This is a genomic window from Paracoccus sp. (in: a-proteobacteria) (assembly GCF_047605025.1).
Classification (GTDB): Bacteria; Pseudomonadota; Alphaproteobacteria; order Rhodobacterales; family Rhodobacteraceae; genus Paracoccus.
In genome coordinates this window covers 36,963-61,453 of the sequence record NZ_JASGGO010000023.1, presented here as the reverse complement: position 1 = coordinate 61,453, position 24,491 = coordinate 36,963, and the positions used below count along the sequence as shown (strand labels likewise).

Below are 24,491 nucleotides of genomic sequence, written 5' to 3'. Positions count from 1 at the left end.
GGGATCAGGACAGGGCCTGACGCAAATCCGCGATCAGATCGTCGGCATGCTCCAGCCCGATCGACAGTCGCAAAAGGCCCGGCGTGATGCCCAGTTCGGCCTGCACCTCGGGGTCAAGGCGCTGATGCGTCGTCGTCGCGGGATGGGTGACGATGGATTTCGCGTCGCCCAGGTTGTTCGAGATCTGAAAGATCCGCATCCGGTTGATCGCCGCGAAGGCCGCGTCCTTGCTGCCCAGATCCAGGGCGACCATGGTGCCCCCCGCGCCCATCTGGCGCCGCACCAGGTCGTATTGCGGATGCTCGGGCAGTCCGGGATAGATCACCTTGCCGACGCCCGGCAGATCCTTCGCGGCCTGGGCAAAGGTCATCGCGGCTTCGGTCTGGGCACGCACACGAAGGTCCAGCGTGGTCAGCCCGTTCAGCATGATCCAGGCATTGAAGGGGCTGATCGCGGCGCCGGTATGCTTGAGGTAGGGCTCGGCCACCTCGCGCACGAAATGCCGCGTGCCGCAGATCACGCCGCCCAGGCAGCGCCCTGCCCCGTCGATATGCTTGGTCGAGGAATAGACCACGACATCCGCGCCCTGCGCGACCGCACGGGAATAGACCGGCGTGGCGAATACATTGTCCACGATCACCAGCGCGCCGACGGCATGGGCCAGTTCGGCCACGGCGGCGATGTCCACCACCTCCAGCGTGGGGTTCGAGACGGATTCGAAGAACACCGCGCTGGTATCGGGCCGGATCGCGGCCCGCCATTGCGCAAGGTCGGTGCCGTCCACATAGCTGATTTCCACGCCGAATCGGGCCAGCACGTCCAGAACGTAAAGGCAGGACCCGAACAGCGCCCTGGACGAGACGATATGGTCGCCGGGCTTGGCGAAGCACATCAGCGCGCCGTTCACGGCCGCCATGCCGCTGGCGGTCGCGAATGCGTCCTCGGTGCCTTCCAGGTTGGCGATACGGTCCTCGAACATGCGCGAGGTCGGGTTGCCGTAGCGGGCATAGATGAACTCGTCCGGCCCGGTCTTGATGAACCGCGCCTCGGCCTGCTCGGCGCTGTCATAGGCAAAGCCCTGCGTCATGAACAAGGCCTCGGCCATCTCGCCATACTGGCTGCGGCGGATGCCGTGATGGACGGCGCGGGTGCGCGGATGCAAGGGCTTGTCGGCGGGCTGGTCGGACATGGCGGACTCCTGAAGGGATCAGGAGGACCGGATACGCCTGCCCGCGCAGCGGTTCAAGCCCGCTATTCGCCATCCCTGGGCGGCGCGTGACGCTCAAACAGCTTGGCATTGGCCAGGAAGAACAGCACCATCACCGCCGGCAGGCCAAAGGTCTTGAAATTCACCCATGCGGTTTCGGACATGCTGCGCCAAACGATCTCATTGGCCAGCGCCAGGGCCAGGAACAGGAATACCAGCCGCAGCGTCAGAATGCGCCAGCCGGCGGCATCCATGGGCAGCGCCTCGGACATGACCAGTTGCAGCCAGTTCCGGCGCAGCGCCAGGCTAAGCCCCAGCGCGCCCGCGAACAGCAGATAGATGATGGTGGGCTTCATCTTGAAGAACTTCGGATCGTTCAGCCAGATCGAGAGGCCGCCGAAGACCACGACCAGCACCAGCGTCGCGATCTGCATCGGCGCCAGCTTCCCCGTCAGCCGCCACAGCGCCAGCGTCGAGGCGACCAGCACCGGCACAAAGACCAGCGTGGCGAAGATGAAGCCCGAATATTCAGTCCCGGCCAGCGTCACCGTCTTGTCGCGCAGGCGCATGAAGATGACGAAGAACAGGACCAGCGGCCCAAGTTCCAGCGCGGTCTTGATCCAGGGGTTGATCTTGCGGGGTTCGGTCATGGGCGGCCTCGAAGCATCGGTTCGCATGTTTCTTGCCTGCTGGGGCGCGAAGCGGCAAGGCGCAATAACGGCCACCCGCCAGAAGTCAATCCAGCCGGATCGCGGCCAGGATCGGCCCGGTGGCCGTCTTTCCCCGGCCCAGTTCCTGGGTCAGGATGGCGTGGCGCGTATCCTCGGGGAAGGCGTCGCCGGTGCTGGCATTGGCCCTGACGCTCATGCGCAGGGGCGCGCGGCCGTCCCATTGGCCGATCCGGTCCACCGCCAGAACGACGTTGCGATAGCTGACGCTGACGCCCCGGTTCTCGCCCGCCTTGATCGTGACGCGCCGCTCGGGCGCGTAGCGGACCAGCAGGATCGCGACCGGCTGGCGCAGCGCGGTGCGCGGGGTCAGCTCAAGCTGATAGCTGCCGTCGGGCGCCTGGCGGGAACTGACCAGCACCGGCGCGGGACGCGCCATCTGCATCCGCATCAGCGCCATCAGTTCGGCCGGACGCAGCGCGATCAGCGTGTCGGTGCCGCCAACGACCATCTGCGGCGTATAGATCGCGCGCTCGCCCCAGGCATGGGCGTAATCCTGCTGCCGAAGGGTGAATTCGGGACGGGCGAAATCATCGGCCCAGCCCAGATAATCCCAGTAATCGACGTGCCAGGACAGGGCCAGCACGTCATCGCGATCCGCCAGATCGCCCAGCATCTCATCCGCGGGGGGACAGGAAGAGCAGCCCTGCGAGGTGAAAAGCTCGACCACGACAGGGGGATGGCCGATGGGGCCGAACATGCGCGCGGGCGTCTGGGCGGTGCGCCGCTCGGCGAAATTCGCGACGCCGGGACCGTCCGCCAACGCCCCATCGGCAAGAAGCGGCATCTCTGGATCGTCCGCATGCCCCGAGGCATCCTCGGCCGCCGCCCCCTCGGGCGCCTCGATCAGCCCGACCTGGGCATTCTGGACGGCACCGGAATCGGTTGGAGCGTCCAGGACCGTGACGCCCACCGGCTCGTTCGGGATGGGCGCGTCGGGATCGCCGGGATCCATATGCGACAGCGGCCAGCCCCCGGCAGGCCCAGCCCCTCCGGCGGGTCCGGTCCCCCAGACGGGCACCATGTCTCTGCCCGCCTCCTGCGCCAGGACGGCGGGGGCCGCCAGCCCGCCCAGCAAAAACGCGAAAGCCAGCGCCAGAAACCCGCGCCGCCCCGCGATGCCGTTGATTGCACAGCCCGATGCCATAGTCCGCCGCTATCCCGCTGATCCGATCCCGACCACCTAACGCCCGGCAAGCGTCTTGGACAAATCAAGGCTTTGTTAGCGCCCTGTTCCCGCCGGGGGATCGTGGCCGGAAACCCACAGGCCAGGCGCCACGTTCGGCATACCGTCGCATACATTGAACGGAGCCGCTCTTGAACCGTTGTCCCGAAAGGCGCACATCTTGGGCAGATACCGCCGTTCAGCCACCTTCATGCACAGGAAGCCGAGCCATGACCATCCAGACAGGAACCGACACCGCCAGGACGCGCCGCAATCTGACGGTCGCGGAAAACAGCATCGACTATTATTCGATCACCGCCGCGACCAAGGCGGGTCTGGGGGATTTCTCGCGGCTTCCGGCTTCGCTGAAAGTGGTGCTGGAGAACCTGCTGCGTTTCGAGGATGGCGGCCGCACGGTCAGCGTCGACGACATCCGGGCCTTCGCCGAATGGGCAGAGAACGGAGGCCAGAACCCGCGCGAGATCGCCTATCGCCCGGCGCGCGTGCTGATGCAGGATTTCACCGGCGTTCCCGCCGTGGTGGACCTGGCCGCGATGCGCGACGGCATCAAGGCCCTGGGCGGCGATGCGCAAAGGATCAACCCGCTGAACCCGGTCGATCTGGTCATCGACCATTCGGTGATGGTCGATGAGTTCGGCACCCCCCGCGCCTTCCAGCGCAATGTGGAACTGGAATACCAACGCAACATGGAGCGCTACACCTTCCTGAAATGGGGACAGAAGGCGTTCAACAATTTCCGCGTCGTGCCTCCGGGGACGGGGATCTGCCATCAGGTCAATCTGGAATATCTGGCCCAGACCGTGTGGACCGATCAGGACCAGAACGGCGTGACGGTGGCCTATCCCGACACGCTGGTCGGCACCGACAGCCATACCACCATGGTCAACGGCCTCGCGGTGCTGGGCTGGGGCGTCGGCGGGATCGAGGCCGAGGCCGCGATGCTGGGCCAGCCGATCTCGATGCTGATCCCCGAGGTCGTGGGCTTCAGGATCACCGGCGCCCTGCGCGAGGGCGTGACCGCCACCGACCTGGTGCTGAAGGTCGTCCAGATGCTGCGGCAGCACGGCGTCGTCGGCAAGTTCGTCGAATTCTACGGCGAGGGACTGGACCACATGCCGCTGGCCGACCGCGCCACCATCGCCAACATGGCGCCCGAATATGGCGCGACCTGCGGCTTTTTTCCCGTCGACGACGAAACCCTGCGCTATCTGCGCCAGACCGGGCGCGAGGAAACCCGCATCGCCCTGGTCGAGGCATATGCCAAGGAAAACGGCTTCTGGCGCACGCGCGATTACGCGCCGGTCTATACCTCGACGCTGGAACTGGACCAGTCCACGGTGGTGCCCGCGATTTCGGGGCCGAAGCGGCCCCAGGACCATGTCGCGCTGACGGATTCCGCCAAGGCGTTCGGCGACTATATCCTGGGCATCCGCCCCGCCCCCTCGGTCTCGGACGAGCAGAAAGAAAAGATGACCCGCGAGGGCGGCGCCCCCGATCCAAAGCCCGCCGAGATCCCCGGCGGCCATCACGGCCATCTGAATACCGGCAGCGTCGAGGGGCAGGATTACACCCTTCGCGACGGCTCGGTGGTGATCGCGGCGATCACCTCATGCACGAATACCTCGAACCCCTATGTTCTGATGGCGGCGGGGCTGGTCGCCCGCAAGGCCCGCGCGCTTGGCCTGACGCGCAGGCCCTGGGTCAAGACCTCGCTCGCGCCCGGCAGCCAGGTGGTGGCCGAATATCTGCAAGCCGCCGATCTGCAAGAGGATCTGGACGCGCTTGGGTTCAACCTGGCGGGCTTTGGCTGCACCACCTGCATCGGGAATTCCGGCCCCCTGCAACCCGAGATCTCGAAGTCGATCAGCGAGAACGACCTGGTCGCCGTCTCGGTCCTGTCCGGCAACCGCAATTTCGAGGGCCGGATCAGCCCCGATGTGCGGGCGAACTATCTGGCCTCGCCGCCGCTGGTGGTGGCCTATGCCATCGCGGGTGACATGAACATCGACCTGACGACCCAGCCGCTGGGCATGTCCAAGGACGGCGAGCCGGTATTTCTCAAGGACATCTGGCCCAGTTCGAAGGAGGTCGCCGAACTGGTGGACGGCGTCGTCACGCGCGAGATGTTCCAGACCAAATATGCCGATGTATTCAAGGGAGACGAACGCTGGCGCGCCGTCGAGGTGACCGACAGCGAGACCTATGATTGGCCGCCCAGTTCGACCTATATCCAGAACCCGCCCTATTTCCAGGGCATGGGAATGGAAAAAGGGACCATCCACAATATCGACGGTGCCCGCATCCTGGCGCTTCTGGGCGACATGATCACCACGGATCACATCTCGCCCGCCGGCTCGTTCAAGCCGACCACCCCGGCCGGGAAATACCTGACCGAGCGGCAGGTCGCGCCCCAGGACTTCAACAGCTACGGCTCGCGCCGCGGCAACCACGAGATCATGATGCGCGGCACCTTCGCCAATATCCGCATCAGGAACGAGATGCTGGACGGCGTCGAGGGCGGCTATTCCAAGGGACCGGACGGGCGGCAAACCTCGATCTATGACGCGGCGATGGCCTATCAGGCCAAGGGCGTGCCGCTGGTGGTGATCGGCGGAATCGAATACGGCGCGGGCTCTTCGCGCGATTGGGCGGCGAAGGGGACCAATCTTCTGGGCGTCAAGGCGGTGATCGCGGAAAGCTTCGAACGCATCCATCGGTCGAACCTGGTCGGCATGGGGGTGATCCCGTTCGAATTCACGAATGGCGAGAACCGCAAGACCCTGGGCCTGACGGGCGACGAGGTGATTTCCATCGACGGGCTGGAGGGTGATTTCAAGCCGCTGTCGCTGGTGCCCTGCACGATCCGCTATGCCGACGGGACCGAGAAGGTGATCCAGTTGAAGGCCCGCGTCGATACCGAGGTCGAGATCGAATATCTGGAAAACGGCGGCGTGCTGCATTATGTGCTGCGCAACTTGGCGAAGGCCTAAGCCTGAAGCATCGGCTTGAACGGCCATCCCTTCGGGGGCGGCCTAGCCGTTTTCGGCACGGTCGTTGGGGTATTTGGAAAGCAAAGAAGCCATGGGCACCTGGCCCCGCGATACCTGTCGCGGATGAGGCACGCAGTTACTTCGCGATGAGTTGCGCCAATCGACCGGCAATGAAAGCAGGTTGCGGCGGGTTGGATGGATTTTCAACGGCAGGCGGGGATTGCGAATCCACATCAGGTCCCAGCGTCGGCGACCAGATGAGACCTCTGGCCAAATCGCGCGCAAGCGTCATGACCTCGTGGGAATGGAACGCCGCGTGAGAGACAAAATCCGCTGTCAACCCCATCAGTAGATTCCTTGTGCCCGGCAGGTGCGTGAGACTTGCAGGCCGGCGCGGTTCAAATCTGTAGTGGTGAACTGCCGGATCCATTCGCGGCTATAGTCACCCTCCCGATTGCGGAATTTCGCGTTATACTCTGCCAGCGCGGCATCCCATGTCGGGAAGCGAATGGCGCAGGTGCATTTGCCGCCCGCCGCTTTGAGGCGCGCAAGTTTTTTCTGGACATAGATGGATTCCAAAACCCGAAGAGCGCCCTGACCATAAAATTACTCGCTCCTGGGCATGATCGGCGCGTTATGGGCCGTGCAACCGCCGCGCGTCTGATAGCTGCCGCCGCCCGGCTTCACCGGCGACGGTGTGAACGTCATATAATCATCCGCATGGGCCACGCCAGCGACGGCGATGACAAACGCCACCAAAGCTGCCTTGATAGTGATCACGTCAATTCTCCCCCTTCGCTGATGGCCGGGATAAGCACTGGACCTTCAGGAATCGTCGCAGATAGGTTGCGAAACAAAGGGTAACGCTACGGATCACCGGGCGGCGCTGCAAGGGATTCGCAAGGCCGCGATTGTCGCCGGGGGCGCGGGTGGCGGGCCTATTCGTCCGCGCAATACCACATGGTTCCGCCCACCGCGGCCGAGCCGATCACCATCGAGCCCACCGCCACCGGCGAGGCGGCGACCCCCATGGCGGCCGCGCCCGCTGCCTCAAGCGTGCCGACCATCGAGCCCGAGGTCGCGGCCAGGATCGCCGCCCCCGGCCGCTGCGTCACCGCGTCATAGCCCGCGACCGCCAGCGCATTGGCGTTGCGGAATGTCGCCTGGCGCGCGCCGTTCACCCGCTCGCACAGGGTCTTTCGGCACAGGGCGTTGCCCTTGCGCGCGCCCCGCTGCGCGCCGATGTAGGTATCGCCCTGCTTGTCCCAAAGCAGGCAATAGCTGCCGTCGTCGGACATCTGATTGCGGCGCAGGATTTCGCGCAGGGTGACATAGCCGGGGCAACTGATCCGCCCCCAGCCCGAGAAGCTCTTTTCCAGGCGGCCCACGCTTTCGCGGAACTCCTCGTCCCGGACATAATTGATCTCGGTCTTTTCCCCCGCGATCGAGGTTTCGCAGGTCCAGAGCTTTTCCTGAGCAGCCGGCGTCTCTTGCGCCGCCGCCGGCAGGCTCAGCCCCGCCACCACCAGAATCGCCAACAGCCGCATCAGAATCCCCAAAAGCCGCAAATCCACGCCCCTGTTTTCCGGCTTATGCCTTCGGTTGCAAGGCCATGCCCGCGCGTGCGCCCCCGACCTATGGCAGACAGGGCACGCCCCCATGCGGCGGATGCGGGCATCCCTCGGGTTTTCCCGATATCCAGCCTGACGCGCGACAAACGAAAAGGCCGCCCCCGGAAGGGACGGCCCTGAAATCCGCCGAACTGAAAAGGATCAGTTCTTCGCGTAGAATTCGACGACCAGATTCGGCTCCATCACCACCGGATAGGGCACGTCGCCCAGGGCCGGGGTGCGCACGAAAGAGGCAGTCATCTTGTGGTGATCCACTTCCAGATAGTCCGGCACGTCACGCTCGGTCAGGCCGACGGCTTCCAGCACGATGGCCAATTGGCGCGAACGTTCGCGGATCGAGATGACATCGCCCTCTTTCACGCGATACGAGGCGATGTTCACGCGCTGGCCGTTCACTTCCACATGGCCGTGGTTCACGAACTGGCGGGCGGCGAAGATGGTCGGCACGAACTTGGCACGATAGATCACGGCGTCCAGACGACGCTCCAGCAGGCCCACCAGGTTCTCGCCGGTATCGCCGCGCACGCGCTCGGCCTCGGCATAGATGCGGCGGAACTGCTTTTCGGTCAGATCGCCGTAATAGCCCTTCAGCTTCTGCTTGGCGCGCAGCTGGGTGCCAAAATCGGACAGCTTGCCCTTGCGGCGCTGGCCGTGCTGGCCGGGACCGTATTCGCGCTTGTTCAGCGGCGACTTGGCGCGGCCCCAGATGTTTTCGCCCATGCGGCGGTCGATCTTATACTTGGCAGCGGTGCGTTTGGTCATCGCTGATCTCCTTCTTTTTGCGTTGTCGAAGGGCGTTGTCCTTTGGCATAATGCCCGACAGGGTTCCCCTTGCGGGGTCCACCAACACCAATGAAGCGGCGCTTATAGCCGCGATCCGGCCAGAGTCAAGAGCGCCTCGTCCAGCACCCCTTGAGCACCAGCCCCGACGCACCTACATGACAGCCAGCGAACAAGGAAGGCGCGCATGTTCTCGATCCCCGGCAAATCCCCCGTCACCATCACCCCGGCGGCCGAGCGTCACATCGCCCGCCTGATGGCCGCGAAATCCGCCTCGGGCCTGCGCATCGGCCTGAAGAAGGGCGGCTGCGCGGGCATGGAATACACGATGGAACTGGCCCAGACCCCCGCCCCCGGCGACGAGGTGGTCGAACAGGGCGACGCCCGCGTGCTGATCGCCCCCACCGCGCAGATGTTCCTGTTCGGGACCGAGATCGACTATGAGAGCGGCCTGCTGGAATCCGGCTTCAAGTTCCGCAACCCCAATGTGACCGACAGTTGCGGCTGCGGGGAATCGGTCAGCTTCGGCCCGCTGGAAGGCGCGCGCGCGAAACTCTAAGCGCCTGAAAAAGCCTGATGCGGTGTTAGCGCACCCATTCTTGATCCCTCTGGCGCCCCGCCCTAAGCCCTGCCCGACACAGTTAGGGAGAGGTTGATGGCCCCGCGCAAACTTGCCGCCGGCAATTGGAAAATGAACGGCACCCTGGCCACGCTGGCGGAAATCGACCAGTTGCTGGCCTTGCCCGTCTCGAATTGCGATATCCTGATCTGCCCGCCCGCCACGCTGCTTCTTTCCGTGGCGGCCAAGGGCATTCCGACCGGCGGCCAGGATTGCCATGCCCGGCTCTCGGGCGCGCATACCGGCCATATCGCCGCAGTCCAACTGAAGGATGCCGGGGCCAGCCATGTCATCCTGGGCCATTCCGAACGCCGCGTGGATCATGCCGAGACCGATTCCCAGGTCGCGGCCAAGGCCGTCGCCGCGCATGAGGCGGGGCTGGTCGCCGTGATCTGCCTGGGCGAGACCGAGGCGCAGCGCGATGCGGGCCGGACGCTGGCGGTGATCTCGGCCCAGCTTGCCGGTTCGGTCCCCGATGGCGCGACGGCCGCCAATACCGTCATCGCCTATGAGCCGGTCTGGGCCATCGGCGCCGGCTGCACCCCCACCAATGACCAGATCGCTCAGGTCCATGCCCTGATCCGGCGGGAACTTTCGGCCCGTTTTGCCGACGGCGCCGATATGACACTGCTTTACGGCGGCTCGGTCAGGCCCGGCAACGCGGCGGAAATCTTCGCCATACCGCATGTGAACGGCGCCCTGGTCGGCGGCGCCAGCCTGCGGGCCGCCGATTTCGCCCCGATCATCGCCGCGCTTTCCGCAGCGTAATTTCCCTGAAAAGAACGCCGTTCCACCGCACCCGCCCGGATTGGAATGGCATTGCCCTTTTTGCGGGCAGGCGCCTCTTGCCAAGGCGGGGCGCGCGCGCATAGGTCACGCCTTGAACCAAGGACAGGACGATGACCGGGCCGGCAATCTCATTCCAGGGCGTGACGCGCCGCTATCCGCAAAAGGGCGCGGGCGAGGTCGTGGCGCTGCACGATATCGACCTTGGCGTGCCGCAGGGCGCGATCACCGGGATCATCGGCCGCTCGGGCGCGGGCAAATCCACGCTGCTGCGCATGGTGAACGGGCTGGAGCGTCCCAGCAGCGGCCAGGTCGTCGTGAACGGCCAGGACATCGGCGCGGCGACCGGGACCGACCTGCGCGCGCTGCGCCGCCAGGTCGGCATGATCTTCCAGCATTTCAACCTGCTCTCCAGCCGCACCGTGGCCCAGAACATCGCCCTGCCGCTTGAGATCGCGGGCGAGGATCGCGCGACGATCGCGCCCCGCGTCGCCGAACTGATCCGGCGCGTCGGCCTGGAGGCGCAGGCGGGCCGCTATCCGGCCGAGCTTTCGGGCGGCCAGAAGCAGCGCGTCGGCATCGCCCGCGCGCTGGCGACCGGCCCGCGCGTGCTTCTGTCGGACGAGGCGACATCGGCGCTGGACCCCGACACCACGCAGCAGGTGCTGGACCTGCTTCAGGACATCAACCGCGAGATGGGCCTGACCATCCTGCTGATCACCCATGAAATGGCGGTGGTGCGCGACATCTGCACCCATGTCGCGGTGATCGAGGCCGGCCGCATCGTCGAGGCGGGCGAGACCTATGCCGTCTTTTCCCGCCCGCAGCACCCGACGACGCGCAGCTTCCTGCAAGGCGTCACCGGCGTCGCCATCCCGCACTTCGTCGCGAACATGCTGACCCCGGCGCCCTCCGGCCCCGATGCCGAGGCGGTGGTGCAGATCACCTTCACCGGCCGCCACGCCACCGATCCCATGCTGGCGCGGCTGACCGCCGAAAAGGGCGTCACCGTCAATATCCTGGCCGGCGCCATCGAGGAGATCGGCGCCAAGCCCTTCGGCAGCCTGATCGTCGCCCTGCCCGCGGCGCGGCTGGCGGATGCGCAAGCCTTCCTGGAACAGCATGGGCTTTTGACCGAGGTGCTTGGCCATGTCGGCTAACCTGATCCCGATCCTGTGGGAATCCACGCTGCAAACGCTTTACATGGTGTTCATGTCGACGCTGATCGGCACGCTGATCGGCGCGCCGCTGGGCATCTTCCTGGCCACCTCGCGCCGGGGCGAGCTTCTGTCGGCGCCGGTGCTGAACACGGTGCTGGGGCTGGCGGTCAATGCCGCGCGCTCGACCCCCTTCATCATCCTGGTCGTGGCCATCATCCCGCTGACGCGGCTGATCGCCGGCACGTCCATCGGCACCACGGCGGCCATCGTGCCCCTGACCATCGCGGCCGCCCCCTTCATCGCCCGCCTGATCGAGACCGCCATCCGCGAGGTCGATGCCGGGCTGATCGAGGCCGCCCGCGCCATGGGCGCGACGCCCGGCCAGATCGTCCGCAAGGTGCTGGTCCCCGAGGCGATGCCCGGCATCATCCTGGGCCTGACGCTGGCCGTGGTCAGCCTGATCGGCTATTCCGCCATGGTCGGCGCGGTCGGCGGCGAGGGCCTGGGCGACCTGGGCATCCGCTACGGCTATCAGCGCTTCATGCCCGAGGTGATGCTGGCCGTGGTCGTCATCCTGATCCTGCTGGTGCAGGCGGTGCAATCGCTTGGCGAATGGATCGCCGCCCGCTTCGACAAACGCGCGCCCCGCAACCGGGGCCGGTAAACCGTGAAAGGAACCCTCATGCGCAAACTCGCCCTCACCCTCTCGGCGCTGGCCCTGACCGCCGCCATGGCCTCGGCCGAGGAAATCAAGGTCGGCGTCTCGGTCGGCGAACATGCCGAGATCATGGAGCAGGTGGCCAAGGTCGCCAAGGACAAGGGCCTGGACATCGACATCGTCGAGTTCACCGATTACGTCGTGCCGAACCAGGCGCTGAACGACGGCGACCTGCAAGCGAACAGCTTTCAGCACCAGCCCTATCTGGACAACCAGATCAAGGATCGCGGCTTTGACCTGGTGGCCATCGCCAAGACCATCACCACGCCGATGGGCGTCTATTCCGAAAAGCTGAAATCGCTGGACGAGTTGCCCGAGGGCGGCAAGGTCGCCATCCCGAACGACCCGACCAATGGCGGCCGCGCGCTGCTGCTTTTGCAAGACAAGGGCCTGATCAAGCTGGCCGAGGGCACGGGCCTGTCGCCCACGCCCCTGGACGTGACCGAGAACGCGAAGAACCTCAAGTTCCTGGAGCTCGACGCGGCGCAGCTGCCCCGCTCGCTGGCCGATGCGGATGCGGCGGTGATCAACACCAATTACGCGCTGGAAGCCGGCCTGAACCCCGAAAAGGACGCCATCGCCATCGAGAATGCCGAAAGCCCTTATGCGAACATCATCGTCGTGCGCTCGGCCGACAAGGACGCGCCCTGGGCGAAAACCCTGGTCGAATCCTACCACTCGGATGCGGTGAAAAAATACATCCAGGACAAATACACCGGCGCCGTCATCCCGGCCTGGTGACCCTTCGCTTCCCGAATAAAAGACGCCCCGCAAGCTTGCGGGGCGTTTTCATGATACGGACCTTAGCGCCGCTTCAGCGCATAGGCACCGTCGCCCAACAGCGCCAGCGCCGCCATGACCACGGCCCAAAGCACCGGATACTCCCAGCCGCCGCCGGGGTTCGAGAAGCTGAAGCCATTGCCCAGATGCGCGAAAAAGGCGGCACCCAGCAACACCGCCGCCATGACCGGCGCGACGATGCGCGTGGCGATCCCCAGCAGCAGGGCGATCCCGCCCAGGATCTCCAGAACCATGGTCAGATAGCCCATCGCGCCCGGCAGGCCCAACGACTGGAAATAGCCTGCGGTCCCCGCAGGCGTGAAGACGAAAAGCTTGGTCAGGCCATGGACCAGGAACCAGGCGCCGGTGGTGGCGCGCAAAAGAAATGCCGCCAGATCGGCATTGCGTTCGGTATTCAGCATATCGGGTCAATCCCAGAATGTTTCCTTGATGCTTCCTAGATAGGGCTTCCAGATTACTCCCGAAATGGTCATAATCATGGAAACATTGACGCCGGAACGGAGAATTTCATGGACCGGATCGACGGGCTGCGCGCCTTTGTCGCGGTGGTGGACGCGGGCTCGTTCACGCGGGCGGGCGAAAGGCTGGGCATCTCGAACAAGCTCGTCAGCAAATATGTCGCGGCGCTTGAGGCCCGGCAGGGCGTCACGCTTTTGAACCGGACCACGCGGGCATTGTCGGTCACCCCTGCGGGCGAGCGTTTCCTGACCGCCGCGCGGCGCGTCCTTTCGGCGGTCGAGGAGTTGGACGTGCAGACCCGCGCCGATCAGGGCATGTTGACTGGGCGGCTGCGCATCAGCGCTCCCGTCACCTTCGGCGAGCTTTTCGTGACCACCCTGACGCAGGATTTCCTGGCGCTGAACCCCGGCATCAGCATCGACCTGCGGCTGACCGACCGCTATGTCGACCTTGCCGCCGAGGGCTTCGATCTGGCGCTGCGCATCGGTGCTCTGGCCGATTCCAGCATGATCGGGCGCAGGATCGGCGGGACCGAGGGCTGGGTCGTCGCCAGCCCCGCCTATCTGGAAAAGGCGGGCCAGCCCCTGCACCCCGACGATCTGCGCCAGCATCGCCATATCCGCGACAGCAATTCCGGCACCCCCTCGCGCGGGACATTCGTGGTCGAGGGCAAGGCGGTCAGCATCCCCCTGCCCGGCCAGATCACCGTGAACAGCGCCGCCGCCGTGCGCCGCCTGGCGCTGGCGGCCGAGGGAATCGCCATCATCCCCCGCTTCGTCATCGCAAAGGACGTGGCCCAGGGCCGCCTGATCCGCCTGCTGCAAGGCTTTCCGGGGCCGCAACTGGACATCCAGGCGCTTTGCCTGCCGCAGCCCTTCACCCCGCCCCGGCTGACGGCCTATCTGGGCCATCTGAAGGCGCAACTTACGCCCTTGCTGAAAGAACCGCCCCCGGATTCATGATCCCCCGCGGGTCCAGCACATCCTTGACCGCCCGCATGACAGAAAGCCGCGCGGGATCGCCCCATTCCGCGATCTCGGCCACCTTCAGCCGCCCGACGCCATGCTCGGCCGAAACCGAGCCGCCTCGATCCACCACCATCTGATGGACCAGCCGCGACAGCGCCTTGCGTTCCCCGTCATATTCCGCGCGCTTGCGGCCCTTGGCGGGGAAGATGTTGAAATGCAGGTTGCCATCGCCCAGATGGCCGAAGCAGTTCAGCCGCACGTCCGAACGCGCCGCCAGCGCCGCCCCGGCCTCGCGGATAAAGCCCGCGATCTCGGACAAAGGCAGGCTGATGTCATGGCTCGCGACCGAGCCGATGCGGCGATTCGCCTCGGGGATCTGCTCGCGCAGGTGCCACAGCGCCGCCGACTGCTGGCCCGATTGCGCGATGACGCCATCCAGGACCAGCCCCGCCTCGGCGGCCTCCGAAAACAGCGCCTCAAGCGCGGATTGCGGCTCAAGCGCCTGGGGCAGCCCGACCTCGATCAGCACCGACCAGGGCGCGCCGGGAAAGGGCTGGCGGATCTCGGGCAGGGTCTCGGCCAGGAAGGCCAGGCCCTGCCCGCCGATCAGTTCGAACGCCGTGACATTGCCGGCCATATGCCGCTCGGCCAGGGCCAGCAGGGTCAGCGCCGCCTCGGGCGAGGGCACTTGCAGCATCGCCGTGCCGATATTCGGCGGCGGCACGACCAGCTTCAGGCTGGCCGCCGTGATGATGCCCAGCGACCCCTCGGCCCCGATCAGAAGGTCGCGGATGTCATAGCCGGTATTGTCCTTGCGAAGCCGTTTCAGGTCATGGACCACGCGCCCGTCCGGCAGGACCGCCTCGATCCCCAGGCACAGCGCGCGGGCGGTGCCATAGCGCAGGGCGGTCACGCCGCCGGCATTGGTCGCAAGATTTCCCCCGATGCTGGCCGTGCCCTGACTGGCCAGGGACAGAGGGAACAGCCGCCCCCGCGCCTGCGCGGCGTCGCGCGCGGCTTGCAGGGTCATGCCCGCCTCGACCACCATGACGTTTTCCTCGGGCCAGATGCCGCGCAGCGCGGTCATCCGTTCCAAGGACAGGATCAGCGGCGCCGGCCCGTCCGGCATGACCTGGCCGCCGACCAACCCCGTGCCGCCGCCGCGCGGGACGATCCCCACGCCCGCGCGGGCGCAGGCGCGGACCACCGCCGCGACCTCCTCAACATCGCGAGGCGCCGCGACCAGTCCCGCCCGACCGTGATAGCGGCCGCGCGGCTCCTCCAGATAGGCGGCGGAGACCTCGCGCAGCACGCCTTCGGGCAATTCGGCGCCCAGACGGGCATCGGCGGGGTTCAGCATCAGCGCACCTCGGTCCTGCCGCGCCGGTCATGGCGCAGATTGGCGTAAAGCACATGGTTGCGCCAACGCCCGTTGATTTGCAGATAGCTTTGCGCCACGCCCTCATATTTGAAGCCGGCCTTTTCCAGCACCCCGCGCGAGGCGGCGTTCTCGGGCAGGCAGGCGGCCTCGATCCGGCTCAGGTCCATGGCGCCGAAGGCGTGGCGGACCAATGCGCCGATCGCCTCGCGCATATAGCCCTGGCGGGCATGGGGCGCACCGATCCAATAGCCGATGGTCGCCGATTGCGCCGGGCCGCGCCGGATATTGTCCAGCGTGATCGCGCCCAGCAGAGCACCGTCATGGCGGATCAGGAACATGGGCAGGGCCGAGCCGTTCCGATGCGCGCGCTGCGCCCAATAGACGCGATTGGTGAAGCTGCGCCGCGTCAGGTGGTCGGGCGCCCAGACGGGCTCCCATGGAACCAGGAAATCCCGGCTTTCCTGGCGCAGTTCGACCCAGGCGCCGTGATCGCCATGGGCGGGCAGGCGCAGCACCATCCGCTCGGTTTCCAGACGCGGCGGACGGCGGCGGTTGAACATCAGGCGGCAAGCCTTTCGGCAAGCTTCGTCCGCGTGGGCGCGGCGCGGACCGGCCCGTAAAGCGCCAGCGCCAGGCGCGCGTTCTGGATCAGCCGCTGGGCATGGGCGCGCACATCGGCGACCGTCACCGCGTCGATGCGCGCCGCCACCTCGGCCGGCTCCGAGACCCTGCCCCAGATCGCCAGCGAGCGCGCCATCCGCTCGGCCTGGCCCGAGGGGCTTTCCAGCCCCATCAGGAGCCCCGCCTTCAGTTGCGCGCGGGCACGGGCGATCTCGGCCTCGGTCGTATCCTCGGCCGAACGCTTCATCTCGTCCACGGTCAGGTTCGCGAGATCCGCGATCTGGTCGCCCGAAGTGCCGGCATAGATCGTCATCATCCCGGTATCGTCATGAAAGCCCGACTGCGCGAAGATCGAATAGCACAGCCCCTTTTCCTCGCGGATCTTCTGGAACAGCCGCGAGGACATGCCGCCCCCCAGCGCCGAGGTCCAGATCTGGGCGGCGTAGAAATCCGGATCCTGATAGCCCGGCCCCTCGAAGGCCAGGGCGAAATGCGCCTGTTCCAGCTTCTTGACGCGCCGCGCCTCGGCGCCGCGCCAGCGGGCGGGTTCGCGCAGCGTGCCGGCGCGGGCGGGCAGATGCGAAAAGATGCTTTCGACCTGGCGCAGGATACGGTCGTGATCCACCGCGCCAGCGGCGGCGATGATCATCCGCTCGGGGCCGTAATGTTCGGAGATGAAGCCCGACAGATCCTCGCGCGAGAAGTGGCTGACCCTTTCGGCCGGACCCAGGATCGTGCGGCCCATGGGCTGGTCGGGATAGGCGGCCTCTTGCAGCCAGTCGAAGATCACGTCGTCGGGCGTGTCCAGCGACTGGCCGATCTCTTGCAGGATCACGCCCCGCTCGACCTCGATCTCGCGCGGCTCGAAAACCGGGTTAAGCACGATGTCCGAGATCACGTCCAAGGCCATCGCCACGTCGCCCGCCAGCACCCGCGCGTAATAGCTGGTCACGTCGCGCGAGGTATAGGCGTTGATATAGCCGCCCACATTCTCGATCGCCTCGGCGATTTCCAGCGCGCTGCGCGTGGGCGTGCCCTTGAAGGCCATATGCTCAAGGAAATGGGCAATGCCGTTCTGTTCCGCGCGCTCGTCGCGGCAGCCGGCATTGACCCAGACGCCGATGGCGGCGGAATGCAGGCCGGGCATGTCGCGGGTCACGACACGCAGGCCGTTGGGCAGGGTGCTGATGCGGGTCTGGCTCACGCGGTCCTCCGTTCAAGGATCAGCGATTTAAGCTTTTCGGCGTCGTTTTCAACGCGGGTCAGGCGCTCGGGGCGCTCGAACAGGCCGGCCATCCGCGGCGGCAGCGCGGGGCGGATGCCGATGGCGGCCTCGACCGCATCGGGGAACTTGGCCGGATGCGCGGTGGCCAGCGTGATCATCGGCACGCCGGGGCGCAGGTTTTCGCGCGCGATGCGGATGCCCACGGCGGTATGGGGACAGATCACCTCGCCCGTCTCGGCGCGGATGATGGCGATCATTTCCGTGGTCTCGCCCTCGGAGACGCGGCCCGAAACGAAGGTCTCGCGCAGCGCCTCAAGCGCGCCCTGGCTGATGGTGAAACCGCCCAGCCTCAACTCGTCCATCAGTTGGCTGACCGCCACCCCGTCGCGGCCATAGGCAAGCCACAGGGCGCGCTCGAAATTCGAACTGACCTGAATGTCCATCGAGGGGCTGATCGAGGGCTCGACCGTGCCGACCCGATATTCGCCGGTCGAAAGCGCCCGGTGCAGGATGTCGTTCTGGTTCGTCGCCACCACCAGCCGCCCGATGGGCAGCCCCATGGCCTTGGCGATGGAGCCGGCGAAAATGTCGCCGAAATTCCCGGTGGGCACGGTGAAATCCACCTCGCGCAGCGGCCCGCCCAGGCTGACCGAGGCGGTGAAATAATAGACGATCTGCGCCAGCACCCGCGCCCAGTTGATCGAGTTCACCCCGGCCAGCGCCACCTCGTCGCGGAAGGCATGGTCGTTGAACAGATCCTTCAGCCGCGCCTGGCAGTCGTCGAACGTGCCGTCCACGGCCAGCGCGTGCACGTTCGATTCCGAAGGCGTGGTCATCTGCCGCCGCTGCACCTCGCTGACGCGGCCATGCGGATACATGATGAACACGTCCACATTGGGCAGGCCCTTGAACGCCTCGATCGCGGCCGAGCCGGTATCCCCCGAGGTCGCGCCCAGGATCGTGACGCGGCTGCCCGATTTGGCCAGGGCCAGTTGGAACAACTGGCCGATCAACTGCATCGCGAAATCCTTGAAGGCAATGGTCGGGCCGTGGAACAGTTCCAGCAGGTGATGGCCCGGCGCAAGCTGGACCAGGGGCGCGCGCGCCACATGATCGAACCCGGCATAGGCGCGGACGATGGCGCCTTTCAATTCGTCCTGGCTGAAGCTGTCGCCCACGAAGGGCGTGATCACGCGCAGCGCGGTTTCCTCATAGGGCAGGCCCTCGAACGCCGCGATTTCGTCAGCCGAAAAGGTCGGGATGGTCTCGGGCAGGTAAAGCCCGCCGTCGCGGGCCAGGCCCGTCATCATGGCCTGCGCAAAGTCCAGAACCTCTGCCCTGCCTCGGGTCGAAACGTAACGCATCGTGATCCTCTAGAATTGACGTTGCCTGATACGCCAGATCAACGCCACTGTCATCCCTGCCCAAGCGGCGGCGATCATGAACCACTGCGCGGCATAGCTGAGATGGTTGTTCGGGATGCCCTCGATGGCGACGGGGATGGGCTGGACCCCCTGCGCGTCGCCCGCGACCTCGGCCGCGACGACCAGCACCGGCTGGGTGCCCAGGGCGCCCGCCATGGCGGGCACGTCGCGAGCGAACCAGATGTTCTGGTCCAGGTTAGGCGCCGGCGTGGCCGAGCCCTTTTCCTGGGGCCAGTGCAGGTTGCCCAGGACCTGCAACCGCACGGGCGGGCGCGGGTCGCGCTTGTGGTCCTGATCGACGAAGCCCCGGTCCACCAGAATACGCCGCCCGTCATCCGTGACGAAGCCCGAGACCACCTGATAGCCGCCGCCCGACTCGCGCATGCCCGAAAGCACGTCGATCTCGGTCCCCGTGGTGGTGCCCGAAACCGTGACCGGCATGTATTTCATCGCGGGGTCCACCTGGGGCGGCAGCGGCACGGGCGCGCCGTCGATCCGGCTTTGGATGTCGTCCAGAATCGCCTCTTTCCAGCCCATGCGCTGAAGCTGCCAGACCCCCAGCGAGACCAGGATCGCGCAACCGAGAACGCCCAGGATCAGAGGAAACAGATAGCGGCGCATTTGCTCTTCCGAAAGGAAACGGCGCGAGGTTGCCCCCGCGCCGAAAAGCGGGGACCCGCTCAGCGGCCCCAGATATAGATGACGACGAACAGGAACAGCCAGACCACGTCCACGAAGTGCCAATACCAGGCGGCGGCCTCGAAGCCGATATGCTGCTTCTGGGTCATCTGGCCGCGCAGAAGGCGGATCAGGCAGACGAACAGGAAGATCGTCCCGATGATCACATGCGCGCCGTGAAAGCCGGTCGCCATGTAGAAGGCGCCGGCATAGACCGTATCGGCCAGGCCGAAGGCCGCGTGGCTGTATTCATAGGCTTGCAGCCCGGAAAAGCAGATGCCCAGGACGATGGCCACGATCAGGCCGCGGATCGTGGTCTGGCGGTCGCCCTCATGCACGAAGGCGTGGTGCGCCCAGGTCACGGCCACGCCCGACAGAAGCAGGATCAGCGTGTTGATCAGCGGCAGGTGCCAGGGATCGAAGGTCACGATCCCCTCGGGCGGCCAGACGCCGTCCTTGATCGGGCTCATCGGTCCCATCGGATAGAGCGCGTTCTTGATGAAGGCCCAGAACCAGGCGACGAAGAACATCACCTCGGACATGATGAACAGGATGAAGCCATATTGCAGGCCGATGCGGACGACCGGCGTATGCTCGCCCGTCTCGCCCTCCTGGACCACATCGGCCCACCAGCCGAACATGACGTAAAGCACCGCGACCAGGCCGATCAGGAACATCCAGGGGCCATGGACCGGCAGGCCCAGCAAGGTCATCCCCTTCATCCAGGCGACCGCGCCCGTCAGCATCACGAAGGCGCCGATGGCCGCCATGAACGGCCAGATCGAGGGCGGAAGGATCTGATAGTCGTGGTTCTTGACATGAGCCATGGCTGCGTTCCGCTATTGGTTCAGTTGACAATCTGGGCCGGCCCGTCCGCCCGCGCCGCCTGCATGGGCGCCGGGGAACTGGTCCGGTGAAAGGTATAGGACAGGGTGATGTCGCGCACATTGGCCGCGTCGCGATCGTCCACCATGCCCGCATCGACGAAGAAGCTGACCGGCATCTCGATCCGCTCGCCCGGTTGCAGGGTCTGCTCGGAAAAGCAGAAGCACTGGATCTTGTTGAAGAAATAGCCCGCCGCATCGGGCGCGACATTATAACTGGCGGTGCCCGTCACGGGCCTGTCGGTGTTGTTCACCGCCTCGTAATAGGCGACGGCATTCTCGCCGATGCGCAGCTTCATCTCGCGCTGCATGGGGCGGAAGGTCCACCCCATGCCGGGATCGACATTGGCGTCGAAGCGCACGCGCACGGTTTCGTCAAGCACATGATCCGAACCCGCCTGCGCCACATTGGTCGTGCCGCCATAGCCGGTGACACGGCAGAACCAGCCATAGAAGGGCACCGCCGCCCAGCTTAGCGCACCCATGACCAGGACCACGCCCAGCAGCAGGGCAACGACGCGCCGGTTCGAAGGCACGCTCATGGCCTGGCCCCCTCGGCGGCCGGCGTGCCGGGCGCGGCGACGGGCGCGGCATTCGGCGCGGGCGGGTTCGGATCCTTGGGCAGCATCGAGGAGCGGGGGCGGTGATCATAGCCCTGCATCATGTCGCCCTGAGTGATCTTGACCACCGACAGGCCGAAGACCAGCGCCACGAAGGCCAGCAGCACCAACCCCAGCCCGACATTGCGCGAGCGCCGGCGCCTGTGCAGATCATGCTCGACCTGAAGGGGCATCACCATGCTCCCCCCAGCCAATGCTGAACCAGAAGGGCCAGGAAGTGCAGGAACAGGTAATAGAGCGACAGTTTGAAATAACGCTTTTCGATCCGGTAGCCGTCGGCGATGGCCTCATCCTCGGCGCGCCGCATGATCCGCCAGCCGCCCCAGACGAACATCGCGTTCAGCACGCCCGCGACGGCCAGGTAAAGCCAACCCCCGATCGAGGTGAAGCCCAGCCAGATCGCGAAGGGCGCCAGCACCAGCGTATAGGCGAAGATATGGCGCCGCGTCGCCGCCCGGCCATGGGTCACGGTCAGCATGGGAATGCCGGCCTTGTGGTAGTCATCCTTCATGAACAGCGCCAGCGCCCAGAAATGCGGCGGCGTCCAGAAGAAGGTCAGCGAGAACATCAGCAGCGATTCCAGCCCGATCCCGCCAGTGGCGCAGGCCCAGCCGATCATGGGCGGGAAGGCCCCCGCCGCGCCGCCGATGACGATGTTCTGCGGCGTCGAACGCTTCAGCCAGATCGTATAGATCACGGCATAGAAGAAGATGGTGAAGGCCAGGAACCCCGCCGCGAACCAGTTCGCCGCCAGGCCCAGCATCATCACCGAAAGGCCCGAAAGCGCGACGCCCAGGGCCAGCGCATCGCCCGAGCCGACACGCCCCGAGGGCACGGGACGCCCCGCCGTGCGCTTCATCACCGCGTCGATATCGGCGTCATACCACATGTTGAGCGCGCCCGAGGCCCCGCCCCCCAAGGCGATGAAAAGCACCGCGCAGAAGGCCACGAAGGGGTTCATCGGCACCGGCGCGACCAGCAGGCCGACAAAGGCGGTAAAGACCACCAGCGCCATGACGCGCGGCTTCAGCAGCGCGACATAATCGCCGAAACCGGCCTCGGCCTCTCCCTGATATGCGTTGATATCGGTCACGGCTCTTCCTTAGTCCGCTTGGGCCAGCTTGACGGGCTGGGCCGGCAGATAGTTCGAGGCATCGGCCGCGAATTCTGCCTTCGCGCCTTGCAGCCATGCATCGTATTTCTCTTGCGCGACGGCCTTCACGACGATCGGCATATAGGCGTGGTTGATGCCGCAAAGCTCGGAGCATTGGCCGAAGAAGACGCCTTCCTTGTCCACCTCGAACCAAAGCTGCGCGATGCGGCCCGGAACGGCGTCCTGCTTGACGGCGAAGGCGGGAATGGTCCAGCTGTGGATCACGTCGGTCGCGGTGACCTGGACCAGCACCTTCTTGCCCACGGGCACGACGACCGGATTGTCGGTGGCCAGCAAATACTCGTCCTCGGCGTAGCCGGCGGCGGCCAGGGCCTCCTTCTCCAGCATCAGCGCGTCGAAGGCGATGCCGTCATTGGGATATTCATAGGACCAATACCACTGGTGGCCGATAGCCTTGATCACCAGATCCGGATCGTTCGGCATCTCTTGGCTGCGAAACAGGATCGGCAGCGAGAACACCCCGATGGCGACCAGGATCAGCACCGGCACCAGCGTCCAGGCGATTTCCAGCGGCGTGTTGTGGGTGAAGCGCGCCGGCACCGGGTTCGAGCGGCTGTTGTAGCGCAGGATGCAGATCAGCAGCAGCAGGCAGACGAAGATCGTCACCGCCGTGATGATGTAAAGGATGAAATGATCCAGCCATTGCTGGTCATGGGCAAGCGGACTGGAGGCGGGCTGAAACCCCATGCCGCCGTTATGCGGCTTGCCGATCACCGGCAGGTCGCCCAGCACCTCCTGAGCCAGGGCCGGAAACCCGGTCAGCGCCGCAAATCCCAGGCCGGTCCCCGCCGCCATCGCACGGCGCATCTTCGCAATTGCCATTATCCCATCCCGTTACCTATGTGCTGCCTGCCCGTTCAGGGTCCCCCCACCCGCCGGACCGGCATTCGGTATCTGTTTGACAACCATATCTCATCCCTCGCGGCAAGTCATAGCTATCGACTTGCAGGCAAAAAACCCCTAGTCGATGCTTCTCGGCATAGGACATTTTCATGACTGACGCGGTGTTTTCGCCCTTTGAAACCCATCTGGACCGGGACCGCGCGCTGCGAGTCCTTCAAGAGGCGCTGGCCGGCGCCGACGATGGCGAGCTGTTCCTTGAGCGCGCGCGCGCCGAAACGCTGGTCTTCGACGACGGCCGGCTGCGCACGGCCAGCTATGACGCCGAGCAGGGCTTCGGGCTGCGCGCGGTGCGCGGCGAGGTCACCGGATACGCCCATTCGACCGAGATCGACGAGACATCCCTGCGCAAGGCCGCCCAGACCGTGCGCCTGGCCGTGGGCGAAGAAACCGGCGGCAGGCTGGCCCTGCCCCCCTCGGCCCCGATCACCCCCCTTTACGCCGCCATAGACCCGGCCGAGGGCATCAGCTTCGCCCGCCGCGTGGCGCTGCTGCGCGAAATCGACGCCTTCGCCCGCGACCTGGACCCGCGCGTGGTGCAGGTCTCGGCCAGCGTCTCGACCTCGGTGCAGGAGATCGCGATCCTGCGCCCCGAGGGCGGGCTTTCGACCGACATCCGGCCCATGGCACGGATCAATGTCTCGGTCATCGTGGAATCGAACAGCCGCCGCGAATCAGGCAATGCCGGCGGCGGCGGCCGGGTGGCGCTGGACGGGCTGATCGCGCCCGAGCATTGGCAGGCCCAGGTGCGCGAGGCGCTGCGCATCGCGCTGGTCAACCTGCGTTCCGTCCCGGCGCCCGCCGGGGTGATGGACGTGGTGCTTGGCCCCGGCTGGCCCGGCATCCTGCTGCACGAGGCCGTGGGCCATGGGCTGGAAGGGGATTTCAACCGCAAGGGCCATTCCGCGTTCGCGGGCCTCTTGGGCAGCCGCGTCGCGGCGCCGGGCGTCACGGTGATCGACGACGGCACGATTCCCGACCGGCGCGGCTCGATCTCGGTCGATGACGAGGGCACGGCGCCGGCCCGCAACGTGCTGATCGAGGACGGCATTCTGGTCGGCTACATGCAGGACCGCCAGAACGCCCGGCTGATGGGGGTGGAGCCCACCGGCAACGGACGGCGGCAAAGCTATGCCCATGCGCCGATGCCGCGCATGACCAATACCTTCATGCTGCCGGGGACCGAGGAGCCAGCCTCGATCCTGTCCGGGCTGAAGGACGGGATCTACGCCGTGGGCTTCGGCGGCGGCCAGGTGGACATCACCAACGGGAAATTCGTGTTTTCCTGCACCGAGGCCTATCGCGTCCGCAATGGCGAGGTGGGCGAGCCGATCCGGGGCGCCACGCTGATCGGCGACGGCGCGACGGCGCTTCAGCAGGTGCGCGCCATCGGCAACGACCTGGCGCTGGATCCCGGCATCGGCAATTGCGGCAAACAAGGGCAATGGGTGCCGGTGGGCGTGGGCCTGCCGTCGCTGCTGATCGGGGGGCTGACCATCGGCGGCTCGGCGGCGTGATGGAAATCGGGCGCGGCTAACCGAATCTTAACCA

The 24,491-nt window shown here is 66.0% G+C and carries 27 protein-coding genes; 8 read left to right on the top strand and 19 right to left on the bottom strand.

Annotation, left to right across the window (positions count from 1 at the left end; genetic code table 11):
- Positions 1-4: 4 nt before the first annotated feature.
- The 3 genes from metZ to QM682_RS13555 all read right to left on the bottom strand — a co-directional run bounded on the left by metZ (position 5) and on the right by QM682_RS13555 (position 3,082).
- Complete coding sequence (gene metZ, locus QM682_RS13565; RefSeq protein WP_415130617.1) at positions 5-1,189, bottom strand: O-succinylhomoserine sulfhydrylase; 1,185 nt, start codon at positions 1,187-1,189, stop codon at positions 5-7.
- A 62-nt stretch (positions 1,190-1,251) separates the two neighbouring features.
- Positions 1,252-1,857, bottom strand: a complete 606-nt coding sequence (locus QM682_RS13560) for an inner membrane-spanning protein YciB (protein WP_415130615.1) — start codon at positions 1,855-1,857, stop codon at positions 1,252-1,254.
- 85 nt (positions 1,858-1,942) lie between these two features.
- Positions 1,943-3,082, bottom strand: coding sequence for a DUF1223 domain-containing protein (locus QM682_RS13555; protein ID WP_415130613.1), 1,140 nt, complete (start codon positions 3,080-3,082; stop codon positions 1,943-1,945).
- A 248-nt stretch (positions 3,083-3,330) separates the two neighbouring features.
- On the opposite strand from QM682_RS13555, the gene acnA reads away from it, so the two are divergent.
- On the top strand, positions 3,331-6,111 hold the full coding sequence (acnA, locus tag QM682_RS13550; protein ID WP_415130612.1) for an aconitate hydratase AcnA: 2,781 nt from the start codon (positions 3,331-3,333) through the stop codon (positions 6,109-6,111).
- Positions 6,112-6,247: 136 nt separating this feature from the next.
- Here the strand turns inward: acnA and QM682_RS13545 are convergent, their stop codons facing one another.
- The 5 genes from QM682_RS13545 to rpsD all read right to left on the bottom strand — a co-directional run bounded on the left by QM682_RS13545 (position 6,248) and on the right by rpsD (position 8,504).
- Positions 6,248-6,457: a hypothetical protein gene (locus tag QM682_RS13545; RefSeq protein WP_415130610.1), complete on the bottom strand. Its 210-nt coding sequence runs from the start codon at positions 6,455-6,457 to the stop codon at positions 6,248-6,250.
- Complete coding sequence (locus QM682_RS13540) at positions 6,457-6,690, bottom strand: hypothetical protein (RefSeq protein ID WP_415130608.1); 234 nt, start codon at positions 6,688-6,690, stop codon at positions 6,457-6,459. The genes QM682_RS13545 and QM682_RS13540 overlap by 1 nt, the downstream gene beginning before the upstream one ends.
- A gap of 27 nt (positions 6,691-6,717) precedes the next feature.
- Positions 6,718-6,891, bottom strand: a complete 174-nt coding sequence (locus tag QM682_RS13535; RefSeq protein ID WP_415130606.1) for a hypothetical protein — start codon at positions 6,889-6,891, stop codon at positions 6,718-6,720.
- Positions 6,892-7,049: 158 nt separating this feature from the next.
- Positions 7,050-7,658 carry a hypothetical protein gene (locus tag QM682_RS13530; RefSeq protein ID WP_415130604.1) on the bottom strand — a complete coding sequence of 203 codons (609 nt, stop codon included), beginning with the start codon at positions 7,656-7,658 and terminating at the stop codon, positions 7,050-7,052.
- Between the two features lie 225 nt (positions 7,659-7,883).
- Complete coding sequence (gene rpsD / locus QM682_RS13525) at positions 7,884-8,504, bottom strand: 30S ribosomal protein S4 (RefSeq protein WP_415130602.1); 621 nt, start codon at positions 8,502-8,504, stop codon at positions 7,884-7,886.
- Positions 8,505-8,709: 205 nt separating this feature from the next.
- On the opposite strand from rpsD, the gene QM682_RS13520 reads away from it, so the two are divergent.
- The 5 genes from QM682_RS13520 (at position 8,710) to QM682_RS13500 (ending at position 12,546) form a co-directional block, all read left to right on the top strand.
- The gene (locus QM682_RS13520; protein ID WP_415130600.1) at positions 8,710-9,081 is read left to right on the top strand and encodes a HesB/IscA family protein; all 372 of its coding nucleotides are present in this window, start codon (positions 8,710-8,712) and stop codon (positions 9,079-9,081) included.
- A 96-nt stretch (positions 9,082-9,177) separates the two neighbouring features.
- A complete protein-coding gene (gene tpiA, locus QM682_RS13515) occupies positions 9,178-9,909 on the top strand; it encodes a triose-phosphate isomerase (RefSeq protein ID WP_415130598.1) in 732 nt (243 codons plus the stop codon).
- Between the two features lie 131 nt (positions 9,910-10,040).
- Entirely contained in the window at positions 10,041-11,087 is a 1,047-nt protein-coding gene (locus QM682_RS13510) for a methionine ABC transporter ATP-binding protein (protein WP_415130596.1), read from the top strand.
- Entirely contained in the window at positions 11,077-11,751 is a 675-nt protein-coding gene (locus tag QM682_RS13505; protein WP_415130594.1) for a methionine ABC transporter permease, read from the top strand. Before QM682_RS13510 ends, QM682_RS13505 begins: the two co-directional genes overlap by 11 nt.
- Positions 11,752-11,769: 18 nt before the next feature.
- Positions 11,770-12,546: a MetQ/NlpA family ABC transporter substrate-binding protein gene (locus QM682_RS13500; RefSeq protein ID WP_415130592.1), complete on the top strand. Its 777-nt coding sequence runs from the start codon at positions 11,770-11,772 to the stop codon at positions 12,544-12,546.
- Positions 12,547-12,608: 62 nt separating this feature from the next.
- Here the strand turns inward: QM682_RS13500 and QM682_RS13495 are convergent, their stop codons facing one another.
- Positions 12,609-13,007: a DoxX family protein gene (locus tag QM682_RS13495; protein ID WP_415130590.1), complete on the bottom strand. Its 399-nt coding sequence runs from the start codon at positions 13,005-13,007 to the stop codon at positions 12,609-12,611.
- Positions 13,008-13,115: 108 nt separating this feature from the next.
- On the opposite strand from QM682_RS13495, the gene QM682_RS13490 reads away from it, so the two are divergent.
- Positions 13,116-14,027, top strand: coding sequence for a LysR family transcriptional regulator (locus QM682_RS13490; RefSeq protein ID WP_415130589.1), 912 nt, complete (start codon positions 13,116-13,118; stop codon positions 14,025-14,027).
- Here QM682_RS13490 and QM682_RS13485 read toward each other — a convergent pair.
- From QM682_RS13485 to coxB, 10 genes are read right to left on the bottom strand one after another with little or no spacing between them, the layout of a single operon-like run.
- Complete coding sequence (locus QM682_RS13485) at positions 13,990-15,393, bottom strand: FAD-binding oxidoreductase (protein WP_415130587.1); 1,404 nt, start codon at positions 15,391-15,393, stop codon at positions 13,990-13,992. The genes QM682_RS13490 and QM682_RS13485 overlap by 38 nt on opposite strands.
- Positions 15,393-15,974 (bottom strand): GNAT family N-acetyltransferase, encoded by a 582-nt coding sequence (locus QM682_RS13480; RefSeq protein WP_415130585.1) that lies wholly within the window; start codon positions 15,972-15,974, stop codon positions 15,393-15,395. Before QM682_RS13480 ends, QM682_RS13485 begins: the two co-directional genes overlap by 1 nt.
- A complete protein-coding gene (locus tag QM682_RS13475; RefSeq protein WP_415130583.1) occupies positions 15,974-17,239 on the bottom strand; it encodes a M16 family metallopeptidase in 1,266 nt (421 codons plus the stop codon). Before QM682_RS13475 ends, QM682_RS13480 begins: the two co-directional genes overlap by 1 nt.
- Positions 17,236-18,624: a threonine synthase gene (gene thrC / locus QM682_RS13470; protein ID WP_415130581.1), complete on the bottom strand. Its 1,389-nt coding sequence runs from the start codon at positions 18,622-18,624 to the stop codon at positions 17,236-17,238. Before thrC ends, QM682_RS13475 begins: the two co-directional genes overlap by 4 nt.
- Before the next feature lie 9 nt (positions 18,625-18,633).
- Positions 18,634-19,305 carry an SURF1 family protein gene (locus QM682_RS13465; protein ID WP_415130579.1) on the bottom strand — a complete coding sequence of 224 codons (672 nt, stop codon included), beginning with the start codon at positions 19,303-19,305 and terminating at the stop codon, positions 18,634-18,636.
- A 59-nt stretch (positions 19,306-19,364) separates the two neighbouring features.
- Positions 19,365-20,189 carry a cytochrome c oxidase subunit 3 gene (locus tag QM682_RS13460; RefSeq protein WP_415130577.1) on the bottom strand — a complete coding sequence of 275 codons (825 nt, stop codon included), beginning with the start codon at positions 20,187-20,189 and terminating at the stop codon, positions 19,365-19,367.
- A gap of 20 nt (positions 20,190-20,209) precedes the next feature.
- A complete protein-coding gene (locus tag QM682_RS13455) occupies positions 20,210-20,788 on the bottom strand; it encodes a cytochrome c oxidase assembly protein (RefSeq protein WP_415130575.1) in 579 nt (192 codons plus the stop codon).
- Positions 20,785-21,045, bottom strand: coding sequence for a hypothetical protein (locus tag QM682_RS13450; RefSeq protein ID WP_415130573.1), 261 nt, complete (start codon positions 21,043-21,045; stop codon positions 20,785-20,787). The genes QM682_RS13455 and QM682_RS13450 overlap by 4 nt, the downstream gene beginning before the upstream one ends.
- Entirely contained in the window at positions 21,039-21,959 is a 921-nt protein-coding gene (cyoE, locus tag QM682_RS13445) for a heme o synthase (protein WP_415130571.1), read from the bottom strand. The genes QM682_RS13450 and cyoE overlap by 7 nt, the downstream gene beginning before the upstream one ends.
- 9 nt (positions 21,960-21,968) lie before the next feature.
- A complete protein-coding gene (gene coxB / locus QM682_RS13440) occupies positions 21,969-22,862 on the bottom strand; it encodes a cytochrome c oxidase subunit II (RefSeq protein ID WP_415130569.1) in 894 nt (297 codons plus the stop codon).
- A gap of 170 nt (positions 22,863-23,032) precedes the next feature.
- On the opposite strand from coxB, the gene tldD reads away from it, so the two are divergent.
- The gene (gene tldD, locus QM682_RS13435; protein WP_415130567.1) at positions 23,033-24,457 is read left to right on the top strand and encodes a metalloprotease TldD; all 1,425 of its coding nucleotides are present in this window, start codon (positions 23,033-23,035) and stop codon (positions 24,455-24,457) included.
- Positions 24,458-24,491: the final 34 nt, after the last annotated feature.

Coding starts and splice junctions, on each gene's coding strand:
- QM682_RS13555 (WP_415130613.1), bottom strand. CDS start 3,082: ATGGCATCGGGCTGTGCAATCAACGGCATCGCGGGGCGGCGCGGGTTT.
- QM682_RS13560 (WP_415130615.1), bottom strand. CDS start 1,857: ATGACCGAACCCCGCAAGATCAACCCCTGGATCAAGACCGCGCTGGAA.
- QM682_RS13495 (WP_415130590.1), bottom strand. CDS start 13,007: ATGCTGAATACCGAACGCAATGCCGATCTGGCGGCATTTCTTTTGCGC.
- thrC (WP_415130581.1), bottom strand. CDS start 18,624: ATGCGTTACGTTTCGACCCGAGGCAGGGCAGAGGTTCTGGACTTTGCG.
- tpiA (WP_415130598.1), top strand. CDS start 9,178: ATGGCCCCGCGCAAACTTGCCGCCGGCAATTGGAAAATGAACGGCACC.
- QM682_RS13465 (WP_415130579.1), bottom strand. CDS start 19,305: ATGCGCCGCTATCTGTTTCCTCTGATCCTGGGCGTTCTCGGTTGCGCG.
- acnA (WP_415130612.1), top strand. CDS start 3,331: ATGACCATCCAGACAGGAACCGACACCGCCAGGACGCGCCGCAATCTG.
- QM682_RS13545 (WP_415130610.1), bottom strand. CDS start 6,457: ATGGGGTTGACAGCGGATTTTGTCTCTCACGCGGCGTTCCATTCCCAC.
- QM682_RS13450 (WP_415130573.1), bottom strand. CDS start 21,045: ATGGTGATGCCCCTTCAGGTCGAGCATGATCTGCACAGGCGCCGGCGC.
- coxB (WP_415130569.1), bottom strand. CDS start 22,862: ATGGCAATTGCGAAGATGCGCCGTGCGATGGCGGCGGGGACCGGCCTG.
- QM682_RS13485 (WP_415130587.1), bottom strand. CDS start 15,393: ATGCTGAACCCCGCCGATGCCCGTCTGGGCGCCGAATTGCCCGAAGGC.
- QM682_RS13455 (WP_415130575.1), bottom strand. CDS start 20,788: ATGAGCGTGCCTTCGAACCGGCGCGTCGTTGCCCTGCTGCTGGGCGTG.
- QM682_RS13460 (WP_415130577.1), bottom strand. CDS start 20,189: ATGGCTCATGTCAAGAACCACGACTATCAGATCCTTCCGCCCTCGATC.
- QM682_RS13530 (WP_415130604.1), bottom strand. CDS start 7,658: ATGCGGCTGTTGGCGATTCTGGTGGTGGCGGGGCTGAGCCTGCCGGCG.
- tldD (WP_415130567.1), top strand. CDS start 23,033: ATGACTGACGCGGTGTTTTCGCCCTTTGAAACCCATCTGGACCGGGAC.
- rpsD (WP_415130602.1), bottom strand. CDS start 8,504: ATGACCAAACGCACCGCTGCCAAGTATAAGATCGACCGCCGCATGGGC.
- QM682_RS13500 (WP_415130592.1), top strand. CDS start 11,770: ATGCGCAAACTCGCCCTCACCCTCTCGGCGCTGGCCCTGACCGCCGCC.
- metZ (WP_415130617.1), bottom strand. CDS start 1,189: ATGTCCGACCAGCCCGCCGACAAGCCCTTGCATCCGCGCACCCGCGCC.
- QM682_RS13490 (WP_415130589.1), top strand. CDS start 13,116: ATGGACCGGATCGACGGGCTGCGCGCCTTTGTCGCGGTGGTGGACGCG.
- QM682_RS13505 (WP_415130594.1), top strand. CDS start 11,077: ATGTCGGCTAACCTGATCCCGATCCTGTGGGAATCCACGCTGCAAACG.
- QM682_RS13480 (WP_415130585.1), bottom strand. CDS start 15,974: ATGTTCAACCGCCGCCGTCCGCCGCGTCTGGAAACCGAGCGGATGGTG.
- QM682_RS13520 (WP_415130600.1), top strand. CDS start 8,710: ATGTTCTCGATCCCCGGCAAATCCCCCGTCACCATCACCCCGGCGGCC.
- QM682_RS13510 (WP_415130596.1), top strand. CDS start 10,041: ATGACCGGGCCGGCAATCTCATTCCAGGGCGTGACGCGCCGCTATCCG.